Source organism: Chitinimonas sp. (assembly GCF_041904975.1).
Classification (GTDB): Bacteria; Pseudomonadota; Gammaproteobacteria; order Burkholderiales; family Chitinimonadaceae; genus Chitinimonas.
The window spans coordinates 1-4,682 of sequence record NZ_JAYRLZ010000307.1 but is presented as its reverse complement, the minus strand read 5'-3'; the positions used below and the strand labels follow the sequence as shown (position 1 = coordinate 4,682).

General features: G+C 59.0%; 5 protein-coding genes. 2 read left to right on the top strand and 3 right to left on the bottom strand.

Going from position 1 to position 4,682, the window contains the following annotated elements; translation table 11 throughout:
• A partial coding sequence (locus tag ACE3OH_RS19595) for a hypothetical protein (RefSeq protein ID WP_374357143.1) occupies positions 1-220 on the bottom strand: 220 nt, incomplete at its 3' end.
• 319 nt (positions 221-539) lie between these two features.
• On the opposite strand from ACE3OH_RS19595, the gene ACE3OH_RS19590 reads away from it, so the two are divergent.
• Entirely contained in the window at positions 540-1,865 is a 1,326-nt protein-coding gene (locus ACE3OH_RS19590) for a M48 family metalloprotease (RefSeq protein WP_374357141.1), read from the top strand.
• Positions 1,866-1,938: 73 nt separating this feature from the next.
• Here the strand turns inward: ACE3OH_RS19590 and ACE3OH_RS19585 are convergent, their stop codons facing one another.
• Together ACE3OH_RS19585 and ACE3OH_RS19580 are read right to left on the bottom strand one after the other, a co-directional pair.
• Positions 1,939-2,808: a pirin family protein gene (locus ACE3OH_RS19585; RefSeq protein WP_374357137.1), complete on the bottom strand. Its 870-nt coding sequence runs from the start codon at positions 2,806-2,808 to the stop codon at positions 1,939-1,941.
• A 102-nt stretch (positions 2,809-2,910) separates the two neighbouring features.
• The gene (locus ACE3OH_RS19580) at positions 2,911-3,768 is read right to left on the bottom strand and encodes a pirin family protein (RefSeq protein WP_374357133.1); all 858 of its coding nucleotides are present in this window, start codon (positions 3,766-3,768) and stop codon (positions 2,911-2,913) included.
• A 331-nt stretch (positions 3,769-4,099) separates the two neighbouring features.
• Here ACE3OH_RS19580 and ACE3OH_RS19575 point away from each other — a divergent pair.
• Positions 4,100-4,682: ABC transporter substrate-binding protein (locus ACE3OH_RS19575; protein ID WP_374357131.1), on the top strand; the 583-nt coding region annotated here is incomplete at its 3' end.

Genomic DNA, 4,682 nt, shown 5'->3' with positions numbered 1-4,682 from the left:
GCTTTTCGCCATACACCAGCAGAATGAAGGCTGGATTGCCCATATCGGCGGCGTTTGCGGGCCGATGAATCTGCCTGCCCATCAAACCATCGAGAACACGATCGGCTTTGACAGCGCCCGCATCTCGTTGCACGGCTTGGCTGCGCTGGGCGCCAATTTCGGAATACGTACCGTGATCGCAACCCGTTACGCGCAGCAAGTAAAAATGCTGCAGCCGCAAAATCTGTCATGCACAGAAAATTGCGACGCAATCTGGCGCCGCCTTGGCGCGATGGACAACGGCCCGGAGTTTCACTTACCGGCCATATGCACCGAACTGTGGCCCGACCCTGGCTTGGCTCAACACATCAGCAGCTCGGTACGACGACAGCTGCGCCAGCCGCAGGCACACGCGCCACGACGACACGGGCGGCTGCCACCTTCGGCAAATGACTGATAAGAAAGGTAGAAGCAGTAAATTATTCCATCGTCGTGACGACGCCATTCCGCTAGCATGCCGGCCTTTCCAGCCAAACTGCGGCCCGCCGGCCCGAAGCCTCATGATGAATCTGCCCACCCTGTTCAAACGCCATTCCAGCCTGATGCTCGCCTTGCTGCTGAGCGCCGGCGGCTTCAGCCACGCCGCCAGTGTCGAGTATTACGACGCTGCCAAATGGCTGAAAAGCACCGATTCGGAAAACACCAAGCGCATGCTGACCAGCATGTTCGACATCAAGAACCACCTGCAAACTGTCAGCCATATCGAGGCGCGCCTGCTGATCAGCGACGACGAGAGCATCAACGCCTTTGCCACCGAGTCGAACGGCGAAAAGCTGATCGTATTCAATATCGGCTTGCTAGACGCCTTCGAAGACGACCGCGACGCCATCGCCGCCGTCTACGCGCACGAGCTGGCCCACCATGCCAAGAACCATATTTCCAACGGCAAGGCCACCAGCGCCGTGCTCGGCATCTTGGGCGCCATTGCCGGTGCCGCGCTGGATCGCAAACTGGGAGGGGGCAGCTTCGGCTCCCATGCCACCGACTTTGCCACCACGCTGGTGGATAGAAAGTTTGGTCGCGATCAGGAGCGCGAGGCAGATAGCGTCGGCATGCCCTGGCTGGTAGAGGCCGGCTACAACCCGGAAGGTGCGCTGCGCTTGCACCGGGCGCTGCTGGCGGGCTCGGGCAATGATCAGTTCAGCATGATGCAGACGCATCCGACCAGCACCGAGCGTATCGAGCGCCTGGAGAAGTGGATACATGAAGACGCCGCCGCCATGAAGCTGGCCAAGGTCGACAAGACTCGCCTGTATGAAGAAGTACCCGAGCCCAAGGAGGAGGCGGAAGCGACGAAGATTGCCGAGCCCGATCCGAAGTTGCTTGAGCCCATCGAGGGCGTGAGCTTTGACGATTACGCTGCGCTGTCGAACGAGCTGGCCTTCAATAGTGACGCCAATGCCGTTTACCGCAAGCACAATATCAATGCCGCCAAGTACCAGCGTATCAATGAGGGCTTTATTGCGCGGATGAAGACTGAATCCGGCATGGCGCTGGCCAGCCATTACAACGTCCGCTTTATGGCGGCGAGCCAGGGGCCCTATGCCAAATATGGCAAGGATGTCGCGCAGGCTGCCAGCAGCGGCGCCTTGAAAGAGCCGGCACCGATCAGCCTGGAGCAATATGTGGCCATCAACCAGCTCCTGGTCGAGCGTCCTCAGCTTGCCGCCGACCCCAAGGCCTACACCCTGATGCTCAAGCCCTACAAGCTCAGCAGCTATGAATGGATGCTGGTATCGAACTGGTGGGCACGCAAACTGAACGAGGATGAAACCCTGCGCAACCGCTATGTCGAGCTGTTGACCCCATCCAAGGGCAAGTCCTGACCGGCCGGTATTTCCGGGCAGACATGAAACGGGCGCAGATGGGCAGATCTGCGCCCGTTTTTTTGCCACACAATCAGCGAGTCGGCAAAGGAATGAACTCGGTTTCGCCTGGTACCGGCGGGAAACGACCTTCCGCCCAGCGCTGCTTGGCGGCCTCGATGCGCTCCTTGCTCGATGCTACGAAGTTCCACCAGACATAGCGCGGGCCATCGAGCGGATCACCGCCCAGTACCAGCAAGCGGGTCGCTTCGTTTGCGCTTACCTTTGCAGTGACGCCGGGTTTGAGCACCGCCAGATAGCCAGCCGCGACAGTTTCACCGTCGATATCAACCGCGCCGCTGGCGATGTATACGCCACGCTCGGCATGATCGGCCGGCACCTCGAACTGTGCGCCGGCCTCCAGCTCGCCCGCCACATACAGGGTGTCGCCATAGGTTTTGACCGGCGATTCCTTGCCATAGGCGCGCCCCAACACCACGCGCAGACTCAGGCCCGGGCTTTCCAGCAGTGGGAGCGTATGCGCCGGGTGGTGATAGAACGCCGGCTCGGCTTCTTCATCGGCAGTCGGCAAGGCAAACCAGGTCTGGATGCCATGCAGGGTCTGTCCGTGCGCGCGCACCTCGTCAGGCGTGCGCTCGGAGTGGACCACGCCGTGGCCGGCAGTCATCCAGTTCACATCACCCGGCCGGATGCGCTGCACGCTGCCGAGGCTATCGCGGTGCAGCATTTCGCCTTCATACAGATAGGTCACCGTAGCGAGGCCAATGTGCGGATGCGGCCTCACATCCATCCCCTCGCCCGGCCCTTGCACGGCCGGGCCCATATGGTCGAAGAAGATGAAAGGCCCCACCGCCTGCTTGGGCAGGCTGGGCAACAAGCGCTTCACGCTGAAGCCACCAAGGTCGCGTTCATGCGGTTTCAATAGATGCTGGATGCTGGACATGGCAATTCCTCCAAAAGTGGGCGGCGTGGTGTGGGCCCACGCCGCAATGACTTGTTCGCGATGCTGGCCGCACCGCATTGGATATGCGGCGGTGCGTGCCGACTAAAACCTGCCGTTATTGAAATCTTCGACCGCCTGTATCACTTCCTCGCGGCTATTCATGACAAACGGCCCCCATTGGGCAATCGGCTCGCGTAGTGGTCGGCCGGCAATCAAGAGCAAGCGCGTCGGTGTATCGCCTGCAGCAACGATTACGCCATTTCGCTCGGGCCGTGTTTCCAGAATCGCCATCTGTCTTTCCTTGACCACTTGCCGCCGACCTCCCACCAGCGCATTGCCCTGGTAGACGTAGACAAAGCCATTGAATTCCGGCGGCAAAGGCTGGGTGAACGATGTTCCGGCGGGCAGCACGATATCAAGATACAGCGGCTCGGTATCGTCTTTGTGCACCGCACCGTCCACACCGTGGGTACTGCCGGCAATGACCTTGACCTCAACACCCTGGGCCAGCGTAAGTTGCGGGATAGCGTCCGGCGCAATATCGCGATAGCCCGGCTCGGTCATCTTGGCTTTCGCCGGCAGGTTTACCCACAGCTGAAAGCCGTGCATCAAACCGTCCTCCTGCTCAGGCAGTTCGCTATGAACAAGGCCACGCCCGGCGGTCATCCATTGCACACCGCCCGGCACCAGCAAACCTTCGTTACCAGCACTATCGCGATGGCGCATTCGTCCAGCCAGCATATAGGTCACCGTTTCGAATCCACGATGCGGATGCTCGGGAAAGCCGGCAATGTAGTCACCTGGCTTGTCGCTATGGAAGTAATCGAGCATCAAGAAAGGGTCAAGACGCCGCTGCAAATCCTGGGTAAGCACGCGCAGCAGCTTGACGCCCGCACCATCAGAGGTCGGCATACCGTTTACCAGGCGCTCCACTTCACGAAAGTTGCTTGTTTGGCTCATGGCGATTTCCTTTCAAATTATCTGACAATTTACGTGTCGCAATGACGCCATTTTGCGTTGCAATGCGGAAGGTTGATAGCAAAATTGCCTGATTCTATCAGTCAGTTTTTTTGACAATAGAGGACACACCCATGCGGCGTTAGCGCACCGGTGATCGAGGATTCCACGCCACTTGCTTCTTCACGGTGAGCTGACACTGGAATCCAGGACGCAAATCAACCGTCTGTCAGGAAACATTTCCACGGCAAATCAAGACATTGCAAACGCCGGATCGGTGGCGTAAATATTAGAAAACAATAATTATCTATCTAACTGTACTTAGGAGGCTCTCATGAAACTCGCTCTTACCTCACGCCTGATACGTACCCTCTGCACTCTTGGCGCCGTAATCGGTCTGCAAGCCGCCGCGGAGGATGGCGTATCCGCCACCACCATCCTGATCGGACAATCTGCCCCGCTTACCGGCTCCGCCAAACTCCTTGGGGTGGAAATGCGCGATGGCGCATCGGCGTATTTCTCCCAACTCAACGCCAGCGGCGGCATCCATGGCCGGCGCGTCAAGCTGGTCAGCTATGACGATGGTTACGAGCCGGAACGCACCATCGAAAACACGCATAAGCTGATCGAGCAAGACAAGGTGTTCGCCCTGTTCGGCTATGTCGGCACCCCCACCACCTTGGCGGCTCGCGACATTTTTACCGATGCCAAAGTCCCGCTATTTGCCCCGTTTACTGGCGCAGAAGCATTGCGGGCTCCGTTCAACCGCTATCTGTTCCATATCCGTGCCGGCTACAGCGATGAAACCGAGAAAATCGTCCGCCACTCCTTGGGACTCAGCCTGAAGCGCATTGCGGTGCTGCACCAGAACGACAGCTATGGCCGCGCGGGTTTGGTCGGCGTGGAAGCAGCGCTGA

What these genes read in the sequence shown, in the direction of transcription:
- ACE3OH_RS19590 (WP_374357141.1), top strand. Translation starts at nt 540, where the DNA reads ATGATGAATCTGCCCACCCTGTTCAAACGCCATTCCAGCCTGATGCTC.
- ACE3OH_RS19585 (WP_374357137.1), bottom strand. Translation starts at nt 2,808, where the DNA reads ATGTCCAGCATCCAGCATCTATTGAAACCGCATGAACGCGACCTTGGT.
- ACE3OH_RS19580 (WP_374357133.1), bottom strand. Translation starts at nt 3,768, where the DNA reads ATGAGCCAAACAAGCAACTTTCGTGAAGTGGAGCGCCTGGTAAACGGT.